This window comes from Nocardiopsis ansamitocini, assembly GCF_030268225.1.
Taxonomy (GTDB): Bacteria; Actinomycetota; Actinomycetes; order Streptosporangiales; family Streptosporangiaceae; genus Nocardiopsis_D; species Nocardiopsis_D ansamitocini.
In genome coordinates, this window is the sequence record NZ_BSQG01000010.1 from 17,131 (window position 1) to 42,347 (window position 25,217).

The 25,217-nt window shown below is 71.5% G+C and carries 26 protein-coding genes and 1 CRISPR repeat array; of the genes, 12 read left to right on the forward strand and 14 right to left on the reverse strand.

Annotated features, from left to right (window positions below; all coding sequences use genetic code 11):
* Window positions 1-160: 160 nt before the first annotated feature.
* From QSJ59_RS20930 to QSJ59_RS20945, 4 genes are all read left to right on the forward strand, one after another.
* Window positions 161-649: an acyl-CoA thioesterase gene (locus QSJ59_RS20930; protein ID WP_285761435.1), complete on the forward strand. Its 489-nt coding sequence runs from the start codon at window positions 161-163 to the stop codon at window positions 647-649.
* A 184-nt stretch (window positions 650-833) separates the two neighbouring features.
* Complete coding sequence (locus QSJ59_RS20935; RefSeq protein WP_285761436.1) at window positions 834-1,214, forward strand: hypothetical protein; 381 nt, start codon at window positions 834-836, stop codon at window positions 1,212-1,214.
* 61 nt (window positions 1,215-1,275) lie between these two features.
* Window positions 1,276-1,830 (forward strand): AAA family ATPase, encoded by a 555-nt coding sequence (locus QSJ59_RS20940; RefSeq protein WP_285761437.1) that lies wholly within the window; start codon window positions 1,276-1,278, stop codon window positions 1,828-1,830.
* 86 nt (window positions 1,831-1,916) lie between these two features.
* Window positions 1,917-2,180, forward strand: a complete 264-nt coding sequence (locus QSJ59_RS20945; RefSeq protein WP_285761438.1) for a beta-ketoacyl-[acyl-carrier-protein] synthase family protein — start codon at window positions 1,917-1,919, stop codon at window positions 2,178-2,180.
* 57 nt (window positions 2,181-2,237) lie between these two features.
* Here QSJ59_RS20945 and QSJ59_RS20950 read toward each other — a convergent pair whose 3' ends face one another.
* From QSJ59_RS20950 to QSJ59_RS20965, 4 genes are all read right to left on the reverse strand, one after another.
* The gene (locus QSJ59_RS20950) at window positions 2,238-2,384 is read right to left on the reverse strand and encodes a hypothetical protein (RefSeq protein WP_285761439.1); all 147 of its coding nucleotides are present in this window, start codon (window positions 2,382-2,384) and stop codon (window positions 2,238-2,240) included.
* Between the two features lie 49 nt (window positions 2,385-2,433).
* Window positions 2,434-3,528 carry an acetate/propionate family kinase gene (locus QSJ59_RS20955; protein WP_285761440.1) on the reverse strand — a complete coding sequence of 365 codons (1,095 nt, stop codon included), beginning with the start codon at window positions 3,526-3,528 and terminating at the stop codon, window positions 2,434-2,436.
* Complete coding sequence (locus QSJ59_RS20960) at window positions 3,525-5,906, reverse strand: phosphoketolase family protein (RefSeq protein ID WP_285761441.1); 2,382 nt, start codon at window positions 5,904-5,906, stop codon at window positions 3,525-3,527. The genes QSJ59_RS20955 and QSJ59_RS20960 overlap by 4 nt, the downstream gene beginning before the upstream one ends.
* Before the next feature lie 104 nt (window positions 5,907-6,010).
* Window positions 6,011-6,415: a ChaB family protein gene (locus QSJ59_RS20965; RefSeq protein WP_285761442.1), complete on the reverse strand. Its 405-nt coding sequence runs from the start codon at window positions 6,413-6,415 to the stop codon at window positions 6,011-6,013.
* 196 nt (window positions 6,416-6,611) lie between these two features.
* On the opposite strand from QSJ59_RS20965, the gene QSJ59_RS20970 reads away from it, so the two are divergent.
* The 4 genes from QSJ59_RS20970 (at window position 6,612) to QSJ59_RS20985 (ending at window position 11,189) form a co-directional block, all read left to right on the forward strand.
* Window positions 6,612-7,790 (forward strand): zinc-dependent alcohol dehydrogenase, encoded by a 1,179-nt coding sequence (locus QSJ59_RS20970; protein WP_285761443.1) that lies wholly within the window; start codon window positions 6,612-6,614, stop codon window positions 7,788-7,790.
* A 125-nt stretch (window positions 7,791-7,915) separates the two neighbouring features.
* Complete coding sequence (locus QSJ59_RS20975) at window positions 7,916-8,836, forward strand: polyphosphate polymerase domain-containing protein (protein ID WP_285761444.1); 921 nt, start codon at window positions 7,916-7,918, stop codon at window positions 8,834-8,836.
* On the forward strand, window positions 8,833-9,519 hold the full coding sequence (locus QSJ59_RS20980; RefSeq protein ID WP_285761445.1) for a DUF4956 domain-containing protein: 687 nt from the start codon (window positions 8,833-8,835) through the stop codon (window positions 9,517-9,519). The genes QSJ59_RS20975 and QSJ59_RS20980 overlap by 4 nt, the downstream gene beginning before the upstream one ends.
* A 5-nt stretch (window positions 9,520-9,524) precedes the next feature.
* Complete coding sequence (locus tag QSJ59_RS20985; protein ID WP_285761446.1) at window positions 9,525-11,189, forward strand: CotH kinase family protein; 1,665 nt, start codon at window positions 9,525-9,527, stop codon at window positions 11,187-11,189.
* Window positions 11,190-11,272: 83 nt separating this feature from the next.
* On the opposite strand, the gene QSJ59_RS20990 is transcribed toward QSJ59_RS20985, so the two are convergent.
* Complete coding sequence (locus tag QSJ59_RS20990; protein WP_285761447.1) at window positions 11,273-12,721, reverse strand: sensor histidine kinase; 1,449 nt, start codon at window positions 12,719-12,721, stop codon at window positions 11,273-11,275.
* Complete coding sequence (locus QSJ59_RS20995) at window positions 12,721-13,434, reverse strand: response regulator transcription factor (protein WP_285761448.1); 714 nt, start codon at window positions 13,432-13,434, stop codon at window positions 12,721-12,723. The genes QSJ59_RS20990 and QSJ59_RS20995 overlap by 1 nt, the downstream gene beginning before the upstream one ends.
* Before the next feature lie 166 nt (window positions 13,435-13,600).
* Here QSJ59_RS20995 and QSJ59_RS21000 point away from each other — a divergent pair, with 166 nt between their 5' ends.
* From QSJ59_RS21000 to QSJ59_RS21010, 3 genes are all read left to right on the forward strand, one after another.
* On the forward strand, window positions 13,601-14,032 hold the full coding sequence (locus QSJ59_RS21000; protein WP_285761449.1) for a DUF3592 domain-containing protein: 432 nt from the start codon (window positions 13,601-13,603) through the stop codon (window positions 14,030-14,032).
* Between the two features lie 46 nt (window positions 14,033-14,078).
* Window positions 14,079-14,630, forward strand: a complete 552-nt coding sequence (locus QSJ59_RS21005; protein ID WP_285761450.1) for a GNAT family N-acetyltransferase — start codon at window positions 14,079-14,081, stop codon at window positions 14,628-14,630.
* A gap of 280 nt (window positions 14,631-14,910) precedes the next feature.
* A complete protein-coding gene (locus tag QSJ59_RS21010; RefSeq protein WP_285761451.1) occupies window positions 14,911-15,627 on the forward strand; it encodes a CPBP family intramembrane glutamic endopeptidase in 717 nt (238 codons plus the stop codon).
* 141 nt (window positions 15,628-15,768) lie between these two features.
* On the opposite strand, the gene QSJ59_RS21015 is transcribed toward QSJ59_RS21010, so the two are convergent.
* From QSJ59_RS21015 to casA, 8 genes are all read right to left on the reverse strand, one after another.
* Window positions 15,769-16,962, reverse strand: a complete 1,194-nt coding sequence (locus tag QSJ59_RS21015; RefSeq protein WP_285761452.1) for a UDP-N-acetylglucosamine--N-acetylmuramyl-(pentapeptide) pyrophosphoryl-undecaprenol N-acetylglucosamine transferase — start codon at window positions 16,960-16,962, stop codon at window positions 15,769-15,771.
* A gap of 470 nt (window positions 16,963-17,432) precedes the next feature.
* A CRISPR array of direct repeats spans window positions 17,433-18,009; the repeat unit is 29 nt; unit sequence CGGCCCATCCCCGCCTGCGCGGGGGTCAC.
* A gap of 81 nt (window positions 18,010-18,090) precedes the next feature.
* Window positions 18,091-18,417: a type I-E CRISPR-associated endoribonuclease Cas2e gene (gene cas2e, locus QSJ59_RS21020; protein ID WP_285761453.1), complete on the reverse strand. Its 327-nt coding sequence runs from the start codon at window positions 18,415-18,417 to the stop codon at window positions 18,091-18,093.
* Window positions 18,414-19,412 carry a type I-E CRISPR-associated endonuclease Cas1e gene (gene cas1e / locus QSJ59_RS21025; protein ID WP_285761454.1) on the reverse strand — a complete coding sequence of 333 codons (999 nt, stop codon included), beginning with the start codon at window positions 19,410-19,412 and terminating at the stop codon, window positions 18,414-18,416. The genes cas2e and cas1e overlap by 4 nt, the downstream gene beginning before the upstream one ends.
* 3 nt (window positions 19,413-19,415) lie before the next feature.
* Window positions 19,416-20,099 carry a type I-E CRISPR-associated protein Cas6/Cse3/CasE gene (gene cas6e / locus QSJ59_RS21030; protein WP_285761455.1) on the reverse strand — a complete coding sequence of 228 codons (684 nt, stop codon included), beginning with the start codon at window positions 20,097-20,099 and terminating at the stop codon, window positions 19,416-19,418.
* Window positions 20,096-20,866 carry a type I-E CRISPR-associated protein Cas5/CasD gene (gene cas5e, locus QSJ59_RS21035; protein WP_285761456.1) on the reverse strand — a complete coding sequence of 257 codons (771 nt, stop codon included), beginning with the start codon at window positions 20,864-20,866 and terminating at the stop codon, window positions 20,096-20,098. The genes cas6e and cas5e overlap by 4 nt, the downstream gene beginning before the upstream one ends.
* Window positions 20,863-21,999 (reverse strand): type I-E CRISPR-associated protein Cas7/Cse4/CasC, encoded by a 1,137-nt coding sequence (gene cas7e / locus QSJ59_RS21040; RefSeq protein ID WP_285761457.1) that lies wholly within the window; start codon window positions 21,997-21,999, stop codon window positions 20,863-20,865. The genes cas5e and cas7e overlap by 4 nt, the downstream gene beginning before the upstream one ends.
* Window positions 21,996-22,679 (reverse strand): type I-E CRISPR-associated protein Cse2/CasB, encoded by a 684-nt coding sequence (casB, locus tag QSJ59_RS21045; RefSeq protein WP_285761458.1) that lies wholly within the window; start codon window positions 22,677-22,679, stop codon window positions 21,996-21,998. The genes cas7e and casB overlap by 4 nt, the downstream gene beginning before the upstream one ends.
* Window positions 22,676-24,316, reverse strand: coding sequence for a type I-E CRISPR-associated protein Cse1/CasA (gene casA / locus QSJ59_RS21050; RefSeq protein WP_285761459.1), 1,641 nt, complete (start codon window positions 24,314-24,316; stop codon window positions 22,676-22,678). The genes casB and casA overlap by 4 nt, the downstream gene beginning before the upstream one ends.
* Window positions 24,317-24,586: 270 nt before the next feature.
* Between casA and QSJ59_RS21055 the strand changes: the two genes are divergently transcribed.
* Window positions 24,587-24,994, forward strand: coding sequence for a DUF6924 domain-containing protein (locus QSJ59_RS21055; protein ID WP_285761460.1), 408 nt, complete (start codon window positions 24,587-24,589; stop codon window positions 24,992-24,994).
* The last annotated feature ends 223 nt before the right edge of the window (window positions 24,995-25,217 follow it).

Sequence of the window (25,217 nt, forward strand, 5' to 3'; positions counted from 1 at the left end):
ACCCACGCGAGGACACGCGGTCCCGGTCGCTTTCCCGCCCGAGGACACGCCGTCGAGGCGTTAGGGTTGCGGCGCGGCCCGTGGCCGGCTGCCTTCCGTGGCATCGCGAGAGCTGCCCGGAGCCGCCCGCCTCACCCCACCGTCGACGGAAAGGCCCCCTGTGAGCACCTTCGAGGACACTCCGCCCGCCGCCGAACCGGAGTTCGGTCGCGTCCAGTCGGTCGACGTCCACTTCGAGGACCTCGACCCCACCGGGTTCCTGCACAACTCCCGTTACTCGCTCCTGTTGGAGCACGCGGCCTCCGCGTACTGGAGCGAGCAGGGATGGCACCACGACCCCGCACGGTCCCGTTTCGCCGGCGATTCGGTCATGGCGGTACGCGCCTTCGAGATCACCTACCACTTCCCCGTCACCGAGCCCGGCAAGGTGGGGGTGCACCTCTGGATCGAGCGGATCGGACGCTCCAGCTACACCTACGGCTTCCGGGTGATCTCCCTCGACGGCGCGACCGTGCACGCCGAGGGCACTCGCGTCCAGATCAACCTCGACCCCACGACGCTCACGCCCGCAACGCTCAGCGACGAGGTCCGCGCAGCCGCGCAGCCGCTGCTGCGCGCTCCGGCCCAGCCGCCGGGAGAGACCGCCTAGCCTCAGGAACCCGAGGCATACGGGGGTGTCGAGTCCATGGCGCGACACCCCCGTTGTGGCCGCCCTCCGCCGACGAACAGCACGGCCGACGAAACGCCCCCGCGCTCAGGCTCCTCCTCTGCGCCTCCCCGACCGCCCGCCACCGGACCCGGGCGGTGGCCCAGTCCCGGCGAAAGGCATCCGCGTGACGACCGGCACCAGCGGAGCAGACGACAGAAAGCGGACCCTCGGCCCCCGCACCGTGGGACCGGGTATCGCGTGGCTGGCCGCCACCGCGCTCTGGCTCGGACTCCTCGTGGCCGAGTGGGCGACGAGCGGGCCCACCTCCTGCGATCTCTCACCCGGGAGTTCCGTCTTCGGTACGGTGAGCTGGTCATGGCTCCCACCCGGCCGGACCTGCACCTGGGTGCTCGGCCTCGACAGCGGTCCGGTCACCGTTGTCCACGGGCCCCCGACGGCGCGGCTCGGCACGGCCGCCGTCCTCGCCCTGTGGGGCGCCTCACTCGTGCTGCTGGGGCGGCGCGACGCGCGATCCCAACGGCGGGGATTGCGGCGCCACGGCTGAGCCCTCTTCCGTGGTTCGCGTCCACCGATCCCCTTTTTCACCCCTTGAGGAGAACGCCACCATGACCGTCGCCGTGCAGAACGGACCGCGTTTCGTCCTCACCGGCGGTCCCGGCTCGGGCAAGACCACGCTGATCGAGGAACTGCGTGCCCGCGGGCACGCCGCCGCCCCCGAAGCCGGACGCGGCGTGATCAGGGACCAGATGGCCGTCGGCGGGCGAGCGCTGCCCTGGATCGACCCGCCGCTGTTCGCCGAACTGATGCTGTCGTGGGAGATGCGTTCCTACCGGGAGGCGGCCCCGCGCCCCGAACCGGTGTTCTTCGACCGCGGGGTCCCCGATGTCGTGGGCTACCTGCGGCTGCTGGGCCTGCCCGTCCCCGAGCACATCACGGTCGCGGCCCGGGATGTGCGCTATGCGCCGCAGGTCTTCGTCGCCCCGCCCTGGCCGGACATCTTCACGGGTGACGCCGAACGCCGCCAGGACCTGGATGAGGCCGAACGCACGCACGCGTCCATGGTCCGCACCTACACCGATCTGGGATACCGGTTGGTGGAGCTTCCGCGCACCGACGTCGCGACCAGGGCCGACTTCGTACTGGACCGAACACTGGACTGATGGGGCACCGTCCGGGACGTGATCGCCATCCACCTCGCCACCTTCCCCGAGAAGCGGGAACCGGTCCGCGTCCCGGCCGGTGGCCGGTGGCCGGTGGCTCCCTCATCCCCGTCTCGGCAAAGTCCCTCGCCCTGAGCCTGCGCCACTTCACGATGGACGGCCCGGCCGTGCGTCACTGCGTGGAGAGCCGGGTCGGACCGTTCATCCGGGACTTCCCAAACGCCCACCCCACCGACGGCGCCGGGCAACCGCACCTCGTACCGCACCAGGCCGACGGCCGCATGGTCCAAGCGCCGGCGGCGAATCTCGGTTTTCCACCCGAGCACACGCACCTGACGGCGCTGCACTGAGGACGCGGAGCGCGGTGCCCGCCGGGGCCCGGCCCGAAAACCCGGCGGGCACCGCGCTCAGATCTGTCCGGTGTCGACCCCCGGATCCTCGTCGGGGACCTTGGGGGCGGGCGGGGCGGGGGCGGGGGCGGGGAACCACGTCTCGACGTCGATGGCGGGGCCGGGGTCGTCGGTGCGGGGCTGGTCGGGGTCGAAGTCGCTCATGACCGCGAACTTACCCCGCGGCAGCGCGCCCCACTCGGTGAACCCCGACTCACCGTGCCCGCAGCGTCGTGCGCGTCTCCTCGGCGACCTGGACTTCCTCCCTGGCGGTCAGGACCAGGACACGGACCCGCGACCCCGATCCGGTGACCTCGGCGTCGCCTCTTGCGGCATCGTTGGCGGTACGGTCCAGGCGCGCCCCCAGGAAGCCCAGTCCGTCGAGCGCTCCGGCGCGTACCCGGGGCTGGTGTTCGCCGATCCCCCCGGTGAACACCAATGTGTCCAGGCCACCCAGGGCGGCGGCCATCGCCGCGATCTTGGCGCGCAGCCGGTGCAGGTACACCTCCACCCCCAGGACCGCGTCGCGGTCGCCGGCGTCGGCCCGCGCGGCGACGGCACGCATGTCGGAGTCGCCGGTGAGCCCGACCAGCCCTCCTTCGCGTTCCAGTCCCGTGTTCAACTCCGCCTGGTTCAGGCCGCCGTGTCGCAGCAGCCACACCAGCAACCCCGGATCCACGTCGCCGCTCCGGGTGGCCATGACCAGCCCTTCCAGCGGGGTGAACCCCATGGTGGTGTCGACGCTTCGACCGTTGCGTACCGCGGCCAGGGAGGCGCCCGCCCCCAGGTGGGCGATGACGAGGCGGCCGGGGTCGGTGCCGGCCAGTTCCGCGGCTCGGCGCGCGGCATAGGCGTAGGAGAGGCCGTGGAAGCCGTACCGGCGGACCCCGAGCCGCTCGCGCCAACGGGCGGGGACGGCGTAGGTGGCCGCGGCTGCGGGGAGTCCGGCGTGGAAGGCGGTGTCGAAGCAGACCGCCTGAGGTGTGCCCGGCGCCAAGTGCTGGAGCGCGTCGATCCCGGCCAGGGCCTTGGGCTGGTGCAGTGGGGCAAGGTCGGTGAGGGCGCGCAGCCGCTCCAGCACGGCCGGGGTGACCAGTGCCGGACCGGTGAAGTCCGGGCCGCCGTGCACGACGCGGTGCCCGATCGCGTCGAAGGCGCCGAACCCCAGCAGGGCCTCCTCCATCGCACCGGCCGAGACCGTGCCCTCCACCCCGGTGAGGTCGTGGCTGTCGGTCACCTCGTTGTGGTGGTCCAGCAGCCGCAGTTTGACGCTGCTGGACCCGCAGTTGACCACCAGGACCCGGGTCACGGCGTGTGCTCCCAACGCCAGTCCCGGATGTCGGGGGCGTCCTCGCCGTGCTCCCGCGTGTACGCGCGGCAGCGCAACCGCTCGTCGACCATGCGCTGGCGCAGGTGCGCGGCGCGCACGCCCAGGTCGGGGACCCGATCGATGACGTCCATCACCAGGTGGAAGCGGTCGAGGTCGTTGAGCATGACCATGTCGAAGGGCGTGGTCGTGGTGCCCTCCTCCTTGTATCCGCGCACGTGCAGGTTGGCGTGGCCGGCACGGCGGTAGGTGAGGCGGTGGATGAGCCACGGGTAGCCGTGGAACGCGAAGATCACCGGCTTGTCGGTGGTGAACAGCGCGTCGTACTCGCCGTCGCTCATGCCGTGCGGGTGCTCGCCCTCGGTCTGTAGCCGCATGAGGTCCACGACGTTGACGAAGCGGACCTTGAGCTGCGGAAGGTTGCGGCGGAGCAGGTCGGCGGCGGCCAGTGCCTCCAGGGTCGGCACGTCGCCGGCGCAGGCCAGGACCACGTCCGGCTCGTCGGCGGCGTCGCTGCTGGCCCATTCCCAGATCCCGGCGCCGCGCGTGCAGTGGGCGATCGCCGCGTCCATGGGCAGGTAGTCCAGGCTGGGCTGCTTGCCGGCGATCATCACGTTGACGTAGTCGCGGGAGCGCAGGCAGTGGTCGGCGGTGGACAGCAGGGTGTTGGCGTCCGGCGGGAGATACACCCGCACGATCTCGGGTTTCTTGTTGATCACGTGGTCGATGAAGCCGGGGTCCTGGTGGCTGAACCCGTTGTGGTCCTGGCGCCACACGTGCGAGCTGAGCAGGTAGTTGAGCGAGGCGATCGGGCGCCGCCACGGCAGGTCGCGGCTGACCTTGAGCCATTTGGCGTGCTGGTTGAGCATCGAGTCCACGATGTGGATGAACGCCTCGTAGGAGTTGAACAGGCCGTGGCGCCCGGTGAGCAGGTAACCCTCCAGCCACCCCTGGCACAGGTGCTCGCTGAGGACCTCCATCACCCGGCCGCGCGGGCCGAGGTTCTCGTCGGTGGGCAGCCGGGCCGTGTTCCAGGCCCGGTCGGTGGCCTCGAAGACCGCGCCGAGGCGGTTGGAGGCGGTCTCGTCGGGGCCCATGATGCGGAAGGTGTCGGGGTTGGCGCGCACGATGTCGCGCAGGAGGCCGCCGAGCACCTTGGTGGCCTCCGACGTCGCGGTGCCGGGTTCGGTCACCGTGACCGCGTAGTCGCGGAAGTCGGGGAGGCGCAGGTCCTTGAGCAGCAGTCCGCCGTTGGCCCGCGGGTTGGCGCTGATGCGGCGCTCCCCCGCCGGGCTCAGCGCGGTGATCTCGGCGAAGGGCGCCCCGTTGTCGTCGAACAGTTCCTCGGGCCGGTAGCGGTTGAACCACTCGATGAGCTGGGCACGGTGCTCGGGGTTGTCGCGGGTCCCGGCGAGGGGGACCTGGTGGGAACGCCACGTGCCCTCGACCGGCAGCCCGTCGACCTCCTTCGGACCGGTCCAGCCCTTGGGGCTGCGCAGGATGATCATCGGCCAGCGCACGTCCTGGCGTTCGCCGTCACGGCCCGCACCGATCCAGATCTCCTCGATCTGGTCCAGGGCCGCGTCCATCGCCGCGGCCATGCGGTGGTGCATGGTGGCCGGATCGTCGCCGCTGACCAGGTGCGGTTCGTAGCCGTGGCCGCGCATCTGCGCGATCAGGTCGGCTTCGGGGATGCGGGCGAGCACGGTGGGGGCGGCGATCTTGTAGCCGTTGAGGTGCAGGATCGGCAGGACCGCGCCGTCGCGGGCCGGGTCGAGGAACCGGTTGGCCTGCCAGCTCCCGGCCAGCGGTCCGCTCTCGGCCTCGCCGTCGCCGACCACGGCGGCCACCACCAGGCCGGGGTTGTCGAAGGCCGCACCGTGGGCGTGGGACAGCGCGTAGCCGAGCTCGCCACCCTCGTGGATGGAACCGGGGACCTCCGGGGCGACGTGGCTGGGCACTCCCCCGGGGAAGGAGAACTGGCGAAAGAGCCGCCGCATCCCCTCGGCGTCCCGGCCGACCTCGGGATAGATCTCGGAGTAGGTGCCGTCCAGCCATGCGGTGGCCACCGCAGCCGGACCTCCGTGCCCCGGCCCCACCACCCACATCACGTCGATGTCGCGTCGCAGGATCTGGTGGTTGAGGTGGGCGTGGATGAAGTTGAGGCCGGGAGTGGTGCCCCAGTGGCCCAGCAGCCGCGGCTTGATGTGCTCGGGCGAGAGCGGTTCGCGCAGCAGCGGGTTGTCCATCAGGTAGATCTGGCCGACGGAGAGGTAGTTGGCGGCTCGCCAGTAGAGGTCGATCCGGCGCAGCTCCTCGGGAGCGAGCCCCGGTATCTCCTGGGTCTGGGGGTGCGTCATGGGCGTCCGTCCTCGTCTCGATCGGGTGTGGCGTCCCTGCTCTGGCCGCCCCCGTGCCGGGCGTGCGGGACCTTCGTCACGGATGGCTCGGTGCCGAGGCCGGTTCAGGCCCGGGCCCGACGGGTCCGATCACGGTTGGCGTCGCGCAGTGCCTCGACGAGCTGGGCCTTCGTCATCTTGGAACGCCCCCGGACCCCGAGTTGGCGGGCCCGGGCGTAGAGGTGGCCCTTGGCGGCGTTCGCGTCCACGCCCTCCGCGGTGGGCAGGTCCCTGCCTCTTCCAGCCTCGGGGTTGGCCGCCTGCGCGTCGGAGGGCCCCTTCTCCCGCTTGGGTTCCCAGCGGTCGCCGACCTTCTCGAAAGTGTGCTTGAGCGCGGCCATTGCGGTGCGGTGCGCGCGCTCGCCCTCCCCGTACGTCCCTACCGCGGAGTCGTGGGCCTTGGCCCACGTGCGCTGCGCCTTGCGGGGCGAGCGGCGCAGCGTCTCGGGCATCTCCTGCTCGGCGGGCATGGGCCCCTCCTCGGTCCGGGCGTCGCGGGGTACACGCGGCGGCTACCAATTCGCGGCACTCGCAAACCCGCGCCGCACCCGCCCGGCCGAGGCCGCCGTGTTTCCCCTGGCCGAACCGGGACAGCCGTACACGTGCACCCACGGACACGGCGGTCCGACACCGCCCTGTCCGACACGCATCGACGGAAGAGGAACTATGCGCGCGCTCACCTGGCACGGGCCACGGGATGTCCGGGTGGACACCGTCCCCGACCCCGGCATCCAGGACCCCACCGACGCGGTCATCCGGGTCACCTCCTCCGGGATCTGCGGTTCCGACCTGCACCTCTACGAGGTGATGGGACCGTTCATGAACCCGGGCGACATCCTCGGCCACGAACCCATGGGCGTGGTGGAGGCCGTGGGGGCCGACGTGACGAACCTGAGCCCCGGCGACCGGGTGGTCGTCCCCTTCCAGATCGCCTGCGGGCACTGCTTCATGTGCCACGAGGGCCTACAGACCCAGTGCGAGACCACGCAGGTCCGCGACCAGGGAATGGGGGCGCAACTGTACGGATACACCAGTCTCTACGGCGCGGTGCCCGGTGGCCAGGCCCAATACCTGCGGGTCCGCCACGCCGACTACAACCCCATCAAACTGCCCGACGGGCCTTCCGACGACCGCTTCGTCTACCTCTCCGACGTGCTGCCCACCGCGTGGCAGGCGGTGCGCTACGCGTCGATCCCCCAAGGGGGAAGCGTCGCGGTACTGGGCCTGGGCCCCATCGGGGACATGGCGTGCCGCATCGCCCGGCACCTGGGCGCCGAGCAGGTGTTCGCCGTCGACCTGGTCCCCGAGCGGTTGGCCCGGGCCCGCGTGTTCGGTGCGCAGGCGTTCGACGTCAACGACGACGACCTGGTGGACACCATCCGCGAGCACACCGGGGGCCGCGGCCCCGACGCCGTCATCGACGCCGTGGGAATGGAGGCCCACGGCTCCCCCGTGGGCTCGGTGGCGCACAAACTGGCCGGCGCGCTTCCCAGGAGCGTGGGGGTCAAGCTGATGGGAACCGTGGGGGTGGACCGTCTCTCCGCCCTCTACCTGGCGATCGACCTGGTGCGCCGCGGCGGCACGATCTCGCTGTCGGGCGTCTACGGCGGGATGGCCGACCCGCTGCCCATGCTCACCCTCTTCGACAAACAGATCCAGCTGCGCATGGGGCAGGCCAACGTCAAGCGCTGGGTCGGCGACATCATGCCGCTGCTCGGTGACGACGACCCGCTGGGGGTGGAGACCTTCGCCACCCACCGGCTGCCGCTGGAGGACGGACCCGACGCCTACGCGATGTTCCAGAAGAAGCGGGACGGCGCGGTGAAGGTGCTGCTCCAGCCCTGACCCGCTGAACCCTCGGGCGCGCCGTTCCCAGGAAGTTCACACACTTTTGGCACGGAGTTCCGACATCGTCGGGGTTTCCTCTTCCTCATCCTGCCCACGCACGGTGATGAGGAGCGTGAAAACCCATGTTCATCCGGTTCGGCGAGCGCGCGCGCCAGGCGCGCACCGGCAACGGTCCCCCGGTGGCCCCGGCCCCGACCGGGGCCGCCGACGACGCGCGCGGCCACTCACTGCGCGCGCCCAGCCCGCTGCACGCCTTCAACCGCTATGAGATCAAGTACCTGGTGGACGCCGCCGTCGTGCCCGCGGTGCGGGCGGAACTGGCGGCCCGTATGTCCGCCGACGGGCACGGCGCGAACGGCGCCTACGGGGTGTGGAGCCTCTACTACGACACCCAGCACCTGCGCTTCTACTGGGAGAAGATCGAGGGCCTGAAGTTCCGGCGCAAGCTGCGTATCCGCCACTACGGCGACCATTCCGGGGTGGACGACGACACCGACGTGTTCGTCGAGATCAAGCAGCGCGTCAACCGGGTGACCCAGAAGCGGCGCGTGGCGATGCCCTACCACCGGGCCCGGGCGCTGTGCGACCGGCGCGAAGAGGTCGAGCACGCGCCGGGCGAACGGTTCCTGGTCCAGGAGATCCTCGACCTGGTCGTGCGGCTGGACCTGCGTCCCACGGCGATGACCGGCTACCAGCGCGAGGCGTTCGTCGGTACCGGGTCGGACCTGGGGCTGCGCGTCACCATGGACCACCGGGTGCGCGGGCGCGACCGCGACTTCGACCTGCGCGCCGAGACGCAGAACCGGTTCATCCTCCCGCCCGCGCGAGCGGTGCTGGAGGTCAAGGCCAACGAGCGGGTCCCCTACTGGTTGACCGATCTCACCGCCCGCCACGGCCTCCAGGTCCAGCGCGTGTCCAAGTACTGCCAGTCCATCGAGGCGCACGGCCAGGCGCCGCGCTCGGTGTTCCACGTCCCCGCCGAGGATCCCGTCCTGGATTCCCGTCCCCTCCTTCCCCATTCCTCAGAAAGCGCGAACCGATGAATCTCGACTTCACCCTCACCGACCTGTCGGGGACGTTCAGCGTCACCGACGTCGTCCTCGCGCTGTCGTTGTCGTTCGTGCTAAGCCTGGCGGTCGCCTGGGTCTACCGCGCCACGCACCGCAACGTCTCCTACAGCCAGAGCTACGTGCACACCCTGATCATCCTGGGCATGATCATCGCGTTGATCATGCTGGTGGTCGGCTCCAACATCGCCCGCGCGTTCGCGCTGGTGGGCGCCTTGTCGGTGGTGCGGTTCCGCAACGCGATCAAGGAGACCCGCGATGTCGGGTTCATCTTCCTGGTCATGGGAATCGGCATGGCGTGCGGCACCCGGTTCTACCTGCTGGCCGCGATCGCCGACGCCATGATCCTGGGTGTGATCATGCTGATGCACCGCTTCGACTGGTTCCACCTCGACGTCCAGCGCCAGGTGGTGAAGGTCCAGGTGCCCGCGGACGGCATGGACCACTCCGCGGCGGTACAGGACGTCCTGATCGCCCGTACCAAGGAGTTCGAGTTGATCAGCACCGAGTCCATCCGCGGCGGTTCGCTCACCGAACTGTGTTACACGGCCCGGTTGAAGCAGGGGGTCGCCCCCGGTGACCTCGTCACCGCGCTCAACGAGGTCACCGCGGGACAGCGTGCCACCGTCCTGACCGGCTACGACCAGACCGATATGTGATCGCCGTGGCCACCACGACACCACGGCCCACTCCAACGACTCCGCTGCACCGTCGGCTGCTGCGCCGCCTGCCCGTGCGGGTGCGCCACCACTGGCGGCTGCTCGCGGTGCTGGCCGCCGGGCTGATGGCCCTGGTGGTCCTCGCCGGGACGGTGCGCGTGCACGCCTACGTCACCGGCGAGTCCCGCGAGAGCGCGAGTGTGGTCACCAACGACATCGAGGGCACCTCGGACGTGTTCGACGACTCGGTCGCCCACACCATCGAGCTGACCTTCAGCCAGGCCGACTACGACCGGATGATCGCGACGTTCTACTCCGACGGCGAGAAGGAGTACATCCCGGCCGACATCACCATCGACGGCACGCTGATCACCGACGTCGGCATCCGCCTCAAAGGCAACTCCACCCTCCAGGGCCTGACCGACTCCGAGGGGCGGACCCCCTCCCTGGGTATGGGTGGCGGACCGCCCGAAGGGATGGAACTGCCGGAGGGAATGGAACTACCGGAAGGAATGGAACTACCGGAGGGGATGGGGCCGCCCGGCGGGTTCGCACCCGGCCAGGGCGGCCCCCCGGGAGCCCCTCCCGGGCAGGACGCCGACGCCCGGGGCGACGCGGACGGGGACGCGCCCGGTCCGGGCGGTCCGGGCGGACCGGGTGGCGGCATGGTCACCCTCTCTGTCGAGGAACCCGAGACACTGCCGTGGCTGGTGCGCTTCGACGAGTTCGTCGAGGGAGTGCGCTACCAGGGCCACCGCGAACTGGCGATCCGCCCGGCCAGCATGTCGGGAGCGGTAGCGCTCAACGAGGCGGTCGCGCTGGAGGCGATCGAGGCCGCCGGGGAACCCGCACAGGACCACGCCTACTTCTCCGTGAGCGTCAACGGAAGCGCGACGACGCCCCGGCTGGTACTCGAACACCCCGACGAGGGGTACACCGACCGGCTCAACGGCGAAGGCGTGCTGTACAAGGCGCTCAGTACCGGCGGTTTCGACTATGTGGGCGAGGACCCCACCGACTACACGGAGGCGTTCAAGCAGATCAACCTGTTGGGCAGTCAGGACACCCAGCCGGTGATCGACCTGCTGCGGTTCGTGGCCGAGGCCGACGACGAGGAGTTCGCCGCCGAGCTGGACACGTGGGTGGACACCGACTCGCTGGCCCGTTACCTGGCGTTGCAGGAGCTGATGGGCAACTTCGACGACATATCCGGCCCGGGCAACAACTACTACCTGTGGTACGACCTGGACGACCGGCGTTTCACGGTGGTCTCGTGGGACCTCAACCTGGCCTTCTCCGGGATAGGCGCCCTGGGGCCGGGCGGCCCCGACGAAGCGGGGGGCATGACCCCGCCGGAAGGCGGCCGGGGCCCCGCCGGGGACCTCATGGGCGACATGATGGGCGAAATGATGGGCGGCAACGCGTTGAAGGAGCGGTTCCTGGCCGACGAGGGGTTCGCCGCTCGGTACGCCGAGGCGTACGGCGACCTCTACCAGCTGCTCTACACCGGCGGCGTGCTGTTGGAGAAGCTGGAGGAGCAGGAGCGGGCCGCCGCCGAGGCATCGACCGACCCCGACCAGGTCGCGACGGAGGCCGCAGAGCTGCGCGCCCTCGTCCAGGACCGCGCGGCGTCCCTGCCCGAGGAGGTGGACCCGGCCGACGTCAACTGACCGGACCGTCATGGTCGCGGAGCCCCCGCGCGCCCCCAGGAAGGAGGGCCGTGCGGGGGCTCCTTTCCGTACGTGGTGACGGTTCACTCCAGGGGCAGCAGAACCGTCACCGACGTTCCCCGCCCCTCCCGGCTGACCAGTTCCACCCTGCCCTCGTGAGCGGTCACGATCACCGCGGAGATCGCCAACCCCAGGCCGGCCCCGCCCGCGGCACGCGAGCGCGCCGCGTCCACCCGGTAGAAGCGGTCGAAGGCGTGCGCCGCCGCCCCGGCCGGGATACCGGGGCCCTCGTCGCGCACGGTGAGCACCGCGACGGTCCGGGTTCCCGCGGGCAGTCGGCCCGAGACCACCGCGCCCGGCTCCGGGGCGCGGATGCCGGAGCGGCGCACCGACACCCGCACGGGTGTACCCGGCGGGGTGTGGACCAGGCTGTTGCCGATCAGGTTGACCAGCACCTGGCGCAGTCGCAACTCGTCGCCCACCAGCCGGATCGCAGACGGCGCGTCCAGCTCCAGGACGGTGTGCGGCGCGCGGGCCCGCGCGTCGGCGACCGCCTCGCGGGTGATCCCCGCCAGCTCCACGTCGTCGGCCCGGAGGTCGGGTTCCTCGTCGAAACGGGCCAGGAACAGCAGGTCGTCCACGAGCCGCCCCATACGCGACGCCTCCGATTCGATGCGCTCCATCCACCGGTCCACTCCTCCACCGTCGGGGGGCGCGCCCGCGCTGCGGCTCTGCCGGTGCAACTCCGCGAACCCGCGGATGGAGGCGAGCGGGGTACGCAGTTCATGGGAGGCGTCGGCCACGAACCGCCGCATCCGCGCCTCGGAGCGGGAGCGCTCGTCCAGCGCCCTCGCCAGCTCCGCCAGCATCGTGTTGATGGAGGCCGCCAGGCGCCCGGTCTCGGTTCGGGGGTCGGGGTCGGTGATGCGTTCGTCCAGGGCCCCGGCGGCGATGGCCTCGGCGGTGCGCTCGATGCGTTCCAGGGGGCGCAGCTGGATCCGCACGATCGCCACCGCGCCCGCGCCCAGCGCGGCCAGCAGCAGCACCCCCATCACACACTCGATGAGCAGCAGCCGGGTGAGGGTGTCGTCGATCGAGGCGAGGGAGCGCGCCACCACGATCGTTTCGCCATCGGTGGTGCGCATCGCGATGGCACGCCAGTCGCTGCCTCCGGCGACGTCGTCCAGAGTGAAAGGGTCACCTCCCACGTCGGCGCCGTCGACGCCGCCGAGGTCGGGGTCTCCGGTGTCGCCCTGGCCCTGTCCCGTACTCCAGAGCACGTCCCCCGCCTCGTCGAGGGCGACGATGCGGTAGTCGGTGGGCGCGCGCGGTCCCGGTACCTGCTCGGGGGTGTCGGGGGGCGGCCCCATCGCCACTGGCCTGGCGAGTTCACGGAGGCGTCCGTCGATGTCGTCGAGCAGCGACCGTTGCAGCAGTACCACTCCGACCAGGCTGAACGCGACCAGGCAGGCGGCGGTCAGGGCCAGGACGGCCAGCACCAGGCGCCCGCGCAGGCCGTGGGGACGACGCATCAGGTGCCCGCGGGGGTGGCGGAGCGGCGCAGGGTGTAGCCGATCCCCCACACGGTGCGGATCAGCGGTTCGGCCCCGGTGTCGATCTTGCGGCGCAGGTAGCTGATGTAGGACTCCACGACGCGGCTGTCACCGGCGTCCTGCCCCCACACCCGGTCCATGATCTGGGATTTGCTGACGACGCTCTCGGCGTTGACCAGCAGGTAGCGCAGCAGGTTGAACTCGGTGGGCGAGAGTCGCACCGGCCGGCCCGCGCGACGCACCTCCCGCAGGCCCTCGTCCAGTTCGAGGTCGGCGTAGCGCAGGCATTCCGGGGCCGGTGCCGCCGAGCGTGTGCGGCGCAGGATCGCGGTGATGCGCAGGACCACCTCTTCCAGGCTGAAGGGCTTGGTGACGTAGTCGTCGGCCCCGGCCCGCAGCCCCGCGACCCGGTCGGCCACCCCGTCGCGGGCCGTCAGGAAGAGCACCGGCAGGTCCGGGGCGGCGGCGCGCAACCGCTGCGCCACCGCGAAGCCGTCGAGGTCGGGCAGCATGACGTCGAGGACGACGATGTCGGGCCGCCACTCGGCGGCCACCTCCAGGGCCTTTGCCCCGGTTCCCGCGCCGCGGGCGTGGAAGCCGCTGAGCTCCAGGGAGGCGGTGAGCAGCTCAAGGATGTTGGGTTCGTCCTCGACGATGAGGACGGCCGCGGTCGAACCGCTCTGACCAGGCACACTGCCTCCAACAGGAGTGGGGAGGGCGACAGCGCGCCAGCGTAGCCGCTCAGGGTCAGAACCGGGTAAGAGAACCGTGGTGCGCGTGCCCACCGCCGGGGAAACGGCACCGCGCGGAGCCGCACGCTAGCGTGGTCGGACCCGTCCCCCAGCAACGGAGGCCGCCATGCTCGGCGAGCAGATGGAACGTGTCATGCCGATCATCATGATGCTCGGGATCGGCGGACTGGCCGCCGTAGTCGGCGTACGCCAGTTGCTGCGGACCTCCCGGCTGCGCTCCACGGGGGTGCGGGTCGGGGGCACGATCGTCGGCCAGGTCGGTTATTCCTCCACCAACCGTCGCCGCAACCGGGCCGCGGTGTTCGAGTTCCGCACGGTCGACGGCGACCCGGTCCGGGTGCAGCAGAAGATCGCGGTGTCGCACACCCTGCTGCGGCAGGGGCAGCCGGTGACGGTGGCCTACGATCCGGCCGATCCCCGGCAGGCCGAGATCGTCGAGGCGAAAAACCAGATCGGCGGAGCGGTGCTCCTCATCACCGTGGGCGGCCTGTTCTTCCTGGTGGGGGCCGTGATTTTGGTGTCGCGACTGCTGGGCTGACCGCGTCGCGCCGGCCGTCGCGCCCCGCACCGCATAGATTGGGCCGGTGAACGACTTCGCTGTGCGGCGGCGAGTGCGCACGACCCCGCGCCTGCGGTTGGAACCGGTAGGCCCCGAGCACATCGAGGACCTGTTGGAACTCCACCGGGAGGAGGCCGTTCCCTCCCCGGGCGAAGCGTGGGACCGGGAGGCCGCAACCCGCTCGGCGCAGCGCTGCGCGGCGGGGTGGGCTCTGCACGGCGCCCAGCAGTGGATGGCCTACGACGCCGCGAGCGGCGCGGTGGTCGGGCGCGGCGGCGTCTCGTTGCAGCAGGTGGAGGACATCGACCGCTGGGAGGCCGGCTGGGAGGTCCGTCCCGGTCTGCGCGGGCGCGGCTACGCCACCGAGATCGGCCGCGCGGGCCTGGACTTCGCGTTCGGCGAGTTGGGGGCCGACGAGGTGGTGGCGTTCGCCGAACACGACAACGCCCCGTCCCTGGCGGTGATGCGCCGCCTGGGGATGACGTACCGTCACGACATCCGGCACTGCGGCACCCCTTGCGCCCTCTACTCCCTAAAACGTCCCCCGGATGCGGGGCGCGCTCGCTCCCACGGGTAGGTGAGGGCCGCGCGCTCCCGCCGAGGACAGGTCGGGCTCGGCGAGGAGGGCGGCCGACGCGCTCGTGCACGGACCGCTCGGTGACGAACAGCCAAGACGTGGTCCCGGCGCTGCCCGGCCCCTGGGCTCCCTTGGACTTCCTGTCGGGACCGCCTTTCTTGAATAGTGCGGTGTTTCGGGGGCACAAGTGATCCATTGCGATCGCCGGGCCGCTCTCCCCACCGGGGCGAACGGCCCACGGTCTGCCGTGCAGAACCGCCCTGGGAAAGGACCCCGACCGGTGAACCGTTCACACTCCTCCCTCCGCGACGAACCGGGCACGCCCCTGAACGCGCCGCGCCCCGGATGGATCGAGCTCGTCGTGGGATTGGTGGTGATGGCGCTCGTCACGTTCTCGCTGGCGTCGCTGCTGAACCAGCTGGGTATGAGCGGGCCCACCGCCGGCATCGTCTCGGGTCTGCTCAGTGGCGGCGCCGGGCTGGTCGCCTTCGCCGTGGCCGCGCTGGTGCGCGTGCGCTCCTGGCGCGCCTTCGGCGTACGCCCCACCACCGTGCGCTGGCTGCTGATGGGCGTCGCCGGAGGGTTCCTCGCGCTGATCGCCAAGATCGTGACCGTGCCCCTGTTCACCGCGCTGTTCGACGTGGAGACCGACACCCAGGCCAGCTATGTCGCCGGGGCAAGTGCCGGCGCGGGGGCGCTGGTGCTGATGATGCTGACCCTGGCCGTGATCACGCCCATCGGCGAGGAGTTCCTGTTCCGCGGCGTGGTGACCACCGTGCTGCTGCGCTACGGCGCCCTGGTCGGCGTGGTGGGCAGTGCCGTGGTGTTCGCGCTCATGCACGGCGTCAACGTCGTCTTCCCCTCGGCCCTGATCGTCGGGCTGATCACCGCCGAGCTCTACCGCCGCAGCGGATCGGTCTGGCCCGGGGTGGTCGTGCACGCGGTCAACAACGCCATCGGCATCGCGATCTTCGCCCTGGTCCCCACCGCCATGTGACCCACAATGCGCACCGGTCCACCGGACCGGTGCGCACCCGCCTCGCCCCTGGGGTCGTCGCAGAGTCCACGACGCCCAGGCACGCGGTCCACACTGCAAGGACAGACCCCGCGCCGCCCTCCCGCTTCCGAGGAGCGGTGCCTAGTCGGCGGCGGCGGACAGCATGACGTCGACCAGCCGCTCCGCCGCATCGGGCCGACCGTGGGACCGGGCCCGCTCGGCGATGGCGCAACGCAGTCCGGGGTCGGCCAGCAGTGGCTCCACCGCTTCGCGCAGGCGCTCGGCGGACACCTCCTCCAGCAGCGCCACAGCGGCGTCGGCTTCCTGCAAATGGCGGGCGTTGTGCGCCTGCTCGTTACCGGCGGAGGAGGCCAGCGGGATGAAGACGGCGGCCTTGCCCAGCGCGGTCAGCTCCGCGATCGTCCCGGCGCCGCTGCGGGAGACCACTACATCGGCCAGCGCGAGGACGTCGGGGAGTTCGGGGCCGACGAAGTCGGTCAGGTGGTACCGGGCCGCCAGGTCGCCGGGCAGCGCCGCGGCGCTCTGACGGAGCGCGTCCAGGTTCGCCGCACCGCACTGGTGGACGACGTTGGCGCGCGACAGCAGCCACGGCAGGAGGGCCTGCACGGTCGTGTTGATCTGGGCCGATCCCTGTGCCCCGCCGGTGACGTAGACGGTGGGCAGCTCCGGGTCGTGGCCGTTGAACTCCAAGGCCTTGACCGCGTGGTCGGCGTTGCCGGAAAGCACCTCGGGCCGTACCGGGTTGCCCGTCACGACGGCGTTCTCGCGGGAGGAGTCGGACAGCAGCGGGATGGTCGACTCGGAGGAGACGGCGACCCGGGCCGCGACGCGGGCGAGCACCCGGTTGGCCAGGCCCAGCCGGACCGTCTGTTCGTGGACCACCAGCGGGCGGCGGCAGACCTTGGCGGCCAGGCCGACGGGGACGGCGACGTAGCCGCCGGTGGCGAGCACCACGTCGGGGCGGAAGTCGGAGACGAGCCTGCGGGCCTGGGCGACTCCGCGGGGGACGTTGCTCATGTCCTTGACGTTTTCCCGGGAGACCAGCTTGAGCGGGTTCGCGGAGCGGCGGATCTTGCCGGTGGCGACCGCCGCGAAGGGGATCTGCTCGGCCGCCGCGATACGGGACTCAAGGCTGTCGGCCGTTCCCACCCACAGGACTTCCAGTCCTCTGCCTGCCGCCGCGAGCCGTGCGCGCAGCGTGCGCACTGCGGTGAGGGCGGGGTAGGTGTGGCCGCCCGTCCCGCCTCCGGTGACGATCAGGCGGAAGGCCGGTTCGGGTTCGGGCGGGCGACGGGTGGCGTCGTCACTGTTCACAAGGTTCCAATCTGGCTGCACCGGGGCTCGCTGTGCCGTAGTGGGTTTCTTCGACGGCTGTCGTGCTCGGGAATCGGCGTCCGGACACGCGGAACGCCCCCGTCCTCAAGGGCCGTTCGGCGTAAGGGGGAAGCGCTCACTGGGCCCCTTGTTCTTCCTGTCCGGAAAAAACGGGGTCCGTCAGTTGTACCGCGTGTTCACGGTGGCCGCTGTATTCGCGGCCGACGCGGATGCCCCTACGGGGCAGGGAATCCGGACGTAGGGGACCGACCTCGGAATCGGTGCGGGCGGGGTCGGATCAGGAGCAAACGGGAGGCGCCCCGCCCCTGCCTGCGGGAACGCCCGGAGGATGCGCGCACCTCTGCGCGGGGAGGGCAACGCTTCCGTGCGCAGTAATCCATGGGCGGGCGCCGACCGTTCGCGCCTGCGCGGGGGCACGGGCTACGACCGACGTTGGCAGCGCACACGCGAGGTCCATCCCCGCCTGCGCGGGGGTCACGCGGACCTCACCGGTCGCCATGTACGGGATGCCGGCCCATCCCCGCCTGCGCGGGGGTCACAGCAGTGGGGTATTAATTCCAATTTTCGTTCACGGCCCATCCCCGCCTGCGCGGGGGTCACGGACGTGGTCGCCGCTTCGGTGAGAACGCCTACGGCCCATCCCCGCCTGCGCGGGGGTCACCGCCGCGATGATCGACTCCGCATACGCGCCGCCGGCCCATCCCCGCCTGCGCGGGGGTCACCCGGGGGTCGGGGCGGCGGGGGTGCTCCGGCCGGCCCATCCCCGCCTGCGCGGGGGTCACTCGTCGAACAGCTGAGCTTTCAACTCGAAGTCCGGCCCATCCCCGCCTGCGCGGGGGTCACAGTCGGGCGCTGCTCTGCCGCTGGAGCCACGCCGGCCCATCCCCGCCTGCGCGGGGGTCACAAGTAGATGACGGTGACGCCGGCGTTGATGAACGGCCCATCCCCGCCTGCGCGGGGGTCACGTCCCGGCGGCCGGGATCATCCGGCATCCCAACGGCCCATCCCCGCCTGCGCGGGGGTCACAGTTAACGACCTGCGGCTTTGCGGCGCGTTATCATAATGAGATATTCCGTTTTGTCGGGTTGAATGCAGGAAGCCCTCCCCTCACCACCCGTCCGGCAGGATCGCCGTGGGCTCGTCCTTCTCCAGCGGGGAGAGGCCGATCAGCCGCAGTCCGTCGAAGTCGACGGGGATGCGGCGGCGCTCCCCCGCCGTGCGGATCGTGAAGCCCTGCTCGTTGTCGTCGGGGTGGACGCAGACGGCCGCGCCGTCCTCCACCGACGCGCTCACGACCTCCCACAGCTCGTCGCGGACGCGGGCGCTCATCGTCCCCACGTAGACGCCGGCCACCGGCTCCAGCATCCAGCGCGACAGCGCCCCGCGCACCCGGTCCGGGACGGCCGTCGTGGAGATCACCACGAGCCTGGTCACCGCCCCTCCCCGTCCACCGCGCGGTCGGCGTAGTTCACTCCGCCGGCGACCGCGCCCACGAGCGGGTCCCACAGGTCGGCCACCGGCCAGGGACCCGCGCCGACGGGCTCATCGTCGTCGTCCTCGTCCGCTCCCGGGTCGAGGAGTTCCTGGATGTCGCGGACCATGCGCGGGATCAGGCGGTAGAGCGTGAGGTTGCGGCGCAGCCGGACCCGCGCCTCCCCCTCCGGCGAGGAGGAGTCGTGCAGTGCGAAGGCAAGCGGGAGGGTCATGCGCGCCTTGTAGAGGTCGGCGACGTCGAACACGAACGAATGCTGCTTTCCCGAGTGCACGAACCCCAGCCCAGCCGAGCACCCCAGGTGGGCGATCACCGAGTGCGCCACCCCGTACAGCGCGGCGTTGGCCGAGGACAGCGCCTTGTTCACCGGGGACTGCTCGTCCCAGTCGCCGGGGTCGTAGCTGCGCTTGAACGGCTTCACCCCGTTCTTCGCGGCCAACTGCCGGTACAGGGCCTTCATGCGCTGACCTTCGAGCGCACGCAGCCGTTCGATCGAGGTGCCCTCGGCTACCTCCTCGTCGAACCGCATCTCGTACATGCGCGTTGCGACGTCGAGCCTGCGCTCGTCGTCTGCGTAGGCGCGGGCCTGGCGGTCGAGCCACTTGACGGTGCGGTTGGGCGCGGGGAAGCTCCCGTAGTTGAGGATGCCTCCCGCACCACAGTTGACGACGGTGGTGTTGTGCCGCATGAACGTCTCCATCGCCCGGCCGGTGATGGAGGTGCCCGGCCCCAGCAGCACGCACGCCAGCGACGCGGTGGGGATGGGCACGCGTTGCACACCGGAGGCCTCGGTCTCGATCTCCGCGCACACGCCGGTGTCGGTCTGCACGATCCGGCAGATGTCGGCGAACAGGAACGACAATCCGTCCGACACCCTGGGCAGCATGGCGAGGGTGGGGCGGGCCAGCAGTTTCCGGGCGTTGTCCTCGGCTCCCATGCCTCACCCTTCCGCGAAGGCGAGGCTGAGCAGCCCGCACCCGTGCGACTTGCCGCGGCCGATACCGGTGAGCACGGCCGCGCGCACCGCCTCGGCGTCTGCGATGACGGCGGTGCCCTCGAAGCGGACCACCGGGTGCTTGATGCCGCGCCTGCGGGTGCTGGTCCCGTCGTCGCGGGCGTCGTCCAGGCCCGTCGAAGCGGCGCTGCGCAGGTCCAGGCCGTTGGTGGCCGCGCGGTCGGCCCACCAGGCGTCGGCCTCGGCCCCGCGCAGCGGCCGGGTGTAGGCCCTGGCGGGGGTCCCGGGGTCTCGACCGAGGCGTTCGGCGTTGTGCTCGGACTTGCCCAGCCGGCTCACCGGGCTGGCCACGATCCGGTAGCGCACGGCCTGCCCCTTCTCCAACCGTCCGAGGAAGGGGGTGAGGTCGCGGGTTTGGACGTCGCCGTAGCCGCCGCGCAGGACGTCGGTCTTCAACCGGTCGGTGCTCTGCACCAGCAACTGGACGCCGCTTCGGGTCTCGTCGACCCGGAACAGCAGCCCCCCTCGGCGGCGCGGGTCGGGCAGCGGCGCGCTGCCGAGGCCGGGCACGAGCCTGATGAGCCTGCGGTGGAGTTCGCCCGCGCTGCGGAAATCGGCGCGGACCTCCCTGTTCCGCAGGTCGGCGGTGATTCTGGTCAGCCACGTCATGGCGACTCCCCGGTGTCGAGTCCCGCGTAGGCGAACACGCGGTCCTGGTAGTCACCGGATGTCCCGGACACGAGTGCGGCCGGGACCCCGGTGGGCACGATGCTGATACGGCGGGTGGCGTACCGCCTGCTCGCGGACGCGAAGGAGCGCGGGACGTCGCTGAGCACGGCCAGCGTCCGCTCGGGGCCCTCCCCGCCGGGGTCGCGCTCGTACAGCACGTCCACAACGGTCTCCGCATCGGTGCCGGACATCCGGCGGTAGGGCAGCGGCACGGCACCCAGCAGTTCGGCGACGGGGTCGGCGACGCTGCGGCGCAGCACCAGCAGGGGGTCGGGGACGAAGGAACGCCGCCCCAGATAGGGCTGCCAGTGCGGGGTGAGCAGGGCGTCGGCGATGTCGTGGGTGGCGGGGCCGGTGACGGCCACCGTGAACACGGCGTCTGCGAGATAGGAGCGCCGGGTGACGATGGTCGTCTGGTTCTCGCCCCGGCGCTTGCCCTCGGCCGTGGGAACCGTCCGGTCGCGGGGCAGTCCGCCGCCCACGGTGTGGAAGTCGACCATGCGCACGCCGGGCCGGTCCACGCGCACGGTCAGCTCCAGTTCGGCGTAGCGCTCCAGGGGTTCGCCCCGCTGCACGCCCTGGGCCGCGGCGAACATGCCGATCAGGCCCGAGCGTGTGGGGTAGGGCAGGGTGTCGCGTTCACCGAAGGCGCTGTGCTCACCCCAGCTCTGCATGGGCCCGGCCAGGCGCAGCAGCAGTCCGCTCACGCCTGGTCCCGCTGGAACGCGGCCGTGACAGCGGCGTCGATGAGCCCGGGGTAGGAGTCGTGCTGCCGTCCCAGCCCGGTGAGCTCGTCCTTGTCATCCCGGGCTGCGTAACCGCCAAGGATGAGGCTGTCCTGCCACCACAGCTGTTGGACGCGCCGCGCGTAGGCGTCGAGTTCGTCGCGGGCGCGGGCCGCGTAGCCGTCCGCGCCGTACAGCGCGGTCTCGAAGGCGGGCGCGAAGGAGACGGGGCGGTCGGCGCGCACCGCCACGTGCACCAGGTCGGGCAGGGTCATGGCGGCGGTGGCGTTCTGCTTGCCCGAGGGCACGGTCTGCACGAAGGCGCGCAGGAACTCCGTGACGAGTTCGCGCGCGGTGGCGGCGTCACCGTCGAGGTTGCGCAGCAGCCCGGCGAGGTCGATGTTGGCGTAGCGGTAGAACGTGCCGGCGCTGAACTGGCCGGCGTTCATGTGGCCGCTGCCGCGGTCGTTGTCCTTGGGCACGTCGTCCACGGCGGTGAAGAAGTCCACCTCGACGGCGGTGCCGTGCACGGTGAAGGCGTGCGCGAACTGCACGGCGCCGTCGACCTCGGTGGAGGGCAGTTCGGCGAGCATCCGGCCGAACAGGTTGACGGTGGCGTTGCGGCTGCTGAGCACGGCAACGATCGGCTCGCCGGGCAGGATTGCCTTGGGGGTCTTCTTCGCTGCTTCCTTGGCGATCTCCTCCTTGTGGTCGGCGGCGATGCCGGCGAGGGCGTCGATGGCCGAGACGGGGAGGTAGAACAGCACGGAGGTCGCGGGCGGTTCGCCCTCCTTCTCTTTCTCCAGCTTGATGCCGCCCTTGGCCACCGACAACACGATCTGGCGGCCGCCGTGCTCGGCGAGGGCGGCGTCCCAGCCGCGCGCCACCAGGCGCTCGGCGACCTGGCCGATGAGGCGGCGGGTGCGCACCGCGGAGTCGCCCAGGCGCTGCTCGACCTGGTGGCGCACCGCGCGTTTCCAGCTCTGGCTGGACACGCGGGTGCGCTCCTTTCCTCCGTAGACGACCGTCTTGGGCGATCCGAGGTCGTCGCGGTTGACGTTGGAGTAGGGCAGGGTCTGCAGGGCGTGGACGTCCAGGTACAGGGGCGATGTCATGCGGCTTTGCTCTCTTCGTCGGTGGGGGTGGTCGTGTCGTTCGTGCGGCGCGCGGTCTCCAGCGCCCGGTGGTAGGTCTGCACCCACTCCTTGGCGACCTGGCGGGGGGTGCGGCCCCAGCGGGCGAGGTCGCGGGCGAGCAGGCCCCAGTCCAGGGCCACGTGGTCGGCGCGCAGGTGCAGCACCAGGCGCGGCAGGTGGCGGTGCACGCCCTCCAACGGCTGGCGGGCCAGCAGGTGCAGGCGCTGCTCGGTGGTGTCGGCCTTGGCCTCGCCGTGCAGGACTGCGTCGGCGAGGGTCGCACCGAGGTTGAGCCGCTTGGGGGCCGGGCCTTGCGGCGCGGTGGTCGCCTGCTCCGCGACAGCGGTGGGAGCTGTTTCCTGTTCCGGTGCTGCCTGCTCCTCCGGTTCGTCCTTCGCCGCGCCGTCGGCGTCGCGGGCCGTCCTTGACTGGGCGGCCATCATCGCGGCCACGGCGTAGAAGGCACGCTCGGTGGCGGCCCGCTCCCCTGCGGTGAAGGGCGCGACGATGCGGTGCGCGGGGATCATGCGGGGGTCGTCCGGGGTGAGCCCGACCCCGCGGCGCAGTGCCGCGCGGCTCGCGGGTTCCTTGACGACCAGGGCGCGGACCCGCTCGACGAGCAGGTCCGCGCGGGCGAGGATCCGTTCGCTGTCGGTCACGCGCCCACCTCCTTGGTTCTCGTGTCTTTCTGGGCCCTGGCGGGTTGCCAGTTGTCGAACAGGGTGCTGCGGAAGCGCTCCACGACCCGGGCCACCCGGGGACGCTCGCAGTAGGGCCCGGTGACCTGGTCGTAGGCGGCCAGCGCCGCCAGGTTGAAGGCGTTGCCGGGACCGGCGGCGCCCCGGGTGTAACCGCTGGTGGAACGGTCGTGGGCGATGTCCCAGAACGCCGCCTCCGCGCGCGACCAGTAACGGCTCGCGGCCGGGCGCGCCCACGGCCCGCTGCCGGTGTCGGTGCGCGGCCCTCCCCCGCCGGGGCTGTTCGCGGCTTTCCAGGCGTCCTTGCACGCGTTGTCCAGGCGGCGGCCGAGCGCCTCGGCGGAGGCGCGGGCCAGGCCGATGCGGCGCAGCGTCCGCACCCGTTCGGTGCCCTCCTCGTCGCGTTCGGCCAGCCAACGCAGGACCTCGGGCGTGGTGGCGGCGAACCACTGGCGGTCCCGGGTCTGGCCGTCCTGGTCGAACCCGAAGCCGCGCAGTCGCGCCCCGTTTAGGATCTCCGCGGGCACGCCGGACTGCTGGGTGCAGTCGTCGAGGATGTTCGGACGCCGCCCTCTGGTGTCGCCGTGGCGCAGCAGGGCGTCGAGGTCGCGCCACACGGCGCGGTCGGCGTCGGCGGGGCGCGCGTAGAGCCGCCCCTCCTTGGTGGGCTGGTAGATGAGGTAGGGGTCCAGCGGCGTCTCGACGCGTTCGCGCCGGGCCCAGGTGACCCAGGCGTCCACCACCTCGGAGCCGTCGGGCGAGGGCTCCAGGAGCACGGCGTGGCGGGCCTGGCCCATGAGCATCGCCGCGGGCCCCTCGGGGGCGGGGGGCAGGCCCAGCGGGTCGTCGAGGTCGGGGCGCTCCCACGGGGCGAGGTCGTGAGCGCGCTCGGCATCGCCCGGGTAGGGGATGTTGAGGATCAGGCTCTCGAAGAGGGTGCGCCCCACCGGGTGGTAGGAGACGGTGCCGCGCAGCGGTCCGGCGGTCACGTTGGCCTCGTTTCGGCCGCGCACCACCCGCGCCGAGCAGCGGCCCGAGGGGCCGTTGCCCAGGGTGGCCAGCAGGTGCCAGGCGGCCTCGGCCGCACCGAGGGGCCTGGGGGCGAGGTCGTTGTGGTGGCCGCCCAGCCACACCTGGTTCTGCCCGGCCGTGCGACCCCACGCCAGCTTGTTGACGCCCGAGGGCTTGGGGCACTCCGTGCGCAGCCGGGGGTCCTGCATCCAGGGGCGTTCGGGGTGGAAGAGGTCGAAACGGTCGGCGTGTGCGGCGAAGTACCCCTCGACCGCGTCGGCGTCGAGCGCGCCTGCGCCGAGGAGGTCGCAGCGGCGGTCCTGCCACTCCTCCTTGTCCTCGGCCTCGTCGAGCCCCGAGGCACGCGCGGTGATCACTACGAGTACACGCCACAGCATCGCCGAGGCGGGCGGGAGCGGGAGTTCGACGTCGACGAGCCCACCGGCGCGCAGGAGGACGTCCTTGAGCCCCAGGGAGACCGGAGATTCCAGCAGGTCACACCCATGAGCAACGACCCAGGGCGAGGTTGCCAGGTCGTAGCCGGGGGATGGTGAATCGGTGATAACCCCTCCAGGAGTTCGCGTCACGTACCGGAGGCGCACAGGGCACCGTGCGGGGCGCGGATCACCTGGAAAACACCGGTGGTCCGCCGATGAGACGAGCGTGGCAGCGGCGTCCGCGAAACGCGGGGCGAATTCGGAAAATCGCTGGATTTGATTACCCGGAGTGACCGAAATTGTTCCGGGGGGACGACTCGCCCCTCCCGGGCGTCGGGCGGCGGAGGGCCCGTGTCGGTGGCCCCGGGTACATTGCCGTTCCGCGCCGAAACGGTCGGCGCCCCGCCCCGGACGGAACCGATGCAACCCCTGCCGCTCACCGACGACGCACTGATCGTGCGCACCGACTACTCCGACGACGCGGTCTGGACGGCCGTCGTCGAGGCCGTGCGCGCGCCCAGCGAGGACGACGGTTTCCTCGCCTACGTCGACCTGCTCGACGACCCCGCCTACACGGGCGCCGCCAAGGAAGAGCTGATGGCACTGGTACCCGAGGGGTACGGCCACACGTTCCTGATGGTGGTGGACGACGTGACCGTCCGCGAGCCCGGACATCCGCTGCTGGTCGTCGACCTGTCCGAGGAGCCCGGCCTGGCGTTTCGGGCCGCGCCCCGCGCCATCCAGTCGATCGAGAACAACCTGTCGATCGCGAACATGGACTTCACGGACTTCTACGTCGAGGAGGGCGAGGTCCAGCAGGGCTTCTGAGGCGTTCCCGGCCCGGGAGCGGGTGCTGGGCTCGGGCCGCTCCCTGCCGAGAGCACCTCAACTTCACCCTTACGGCGTAGATTTTTAATGGCCGGGGCTCCGGGACGGGCCCGCCCGGGCAATGGCGAACCGGGTACGTCTCGACGAGCGCCCCCGCACCCGCGGCGGGCCGACCGGGCCGCGGCCGAGGAGTCCCTGCCACCGCGGTGACCGTTTGCCCGGC